Genomic DNA, 1,049 nt, shown 5'->3' on the forward strand with positions numbered 1-1,049 from the left:
GTGGTAGATAGAGAATAGAAAAACAGTTATTATGAGAATATTCAGGGGCATAAAATGACAGAGAAAGAATAATTGTAAAGCTTTTCTTGTAAGAAGATATTATAGATAAAATAGTATGTAAAATGAAGGGATACTCGTTTTACTACTCGTGAAAATAAAAGTTGAAATCTATAAAAAAAAGGATTATGCTCGACTATATTATGAGATTATAAAGATTTATGTGTTTTACTAGATTTTATCTTACATAATGAGGGATAGAAGCACTTTATTAAGGGAGTTAGTGATATGCAAGAAACAAAAAAACAAGGATTTTACAATCGTTTTATACGATTAAGTCCACCGCAAATTTTAGCAATGGGCTTTTTTTGTTTAATTGTTGTCGGAGGAATGTTATTAAAACTACCGTTCGCAACAAAAGAATCGATTAGTTGGGTAGATGCCTTTTTTACGGCAACATCAGCAGCGACAGTGACTGGCTTAGGTGTTGTAGATACTTCAAGCACTTTTACAATGTTTGGTCAAATTGTTATTCTGTTTTTAATTCAAACAGGTGGTCTTGGGTTAATGACAATTGCAATTTTAATTGTATGGGTACTAGGGAAAAAAATTGGTTTGCGTCATCGATTGCTAATTGGAGAAGCATTTAACCAAACGAATATTGGCGGTCTTGTAAAATTAGTGAAACGAGTTTTTATTTTTTCTATTTGTATTGAATTAGTAGGAATCGTTTTTTTATCCATTCGATTTATCCCGGAATTTGGTTTTGGTAAAGGTCTATATTATAGTATTTTTCATGTTATTGCCTCTTATAATAATGCAGGATTTGCACTATGGCCAGATAATTTAACAAGATATGTAGGAGATCCTATTATTAATATTGGGATTTGTTCTTTAATTGCTATAGGTGGTTTAGGTTTTACGGTGTTAATTGATATATGGTATAGCCGTAGTTTTAAGAAACTATCCCTTCATTCAAAAATTATGATTCTTGGAACAATCACACTTAATGTTATTGCAATGATTGTGATTTTTATATTGGAGTATAATAA

1 protein-coding gene is annotated in these 1,049 nt (G+C 30.4%); it reads left to right on the forward strand.

Features of this window, described 5'->3' with window-relative positions; all coding sequences use genetic code 11:
- Positions 1-285 precede the first annotated feature (285 nt).
- Positions 286-1,049 (forward strand): potassium transporter TrkG (locus V7183_RS25845; RefSeq protein ID WP_335361322.1); only part of this gene is annotated, 764 nt, incomplete at its 3' end.

The organism is Bacillus sp. JJ1127 (genome assembly GCF_036965845.1).
In the GTDB taxonomy this organism is placed as follows: Bacteria; Bacillota; Bacilli; order Bacillales; family Bacillaceae_G; genus Bacillus_A.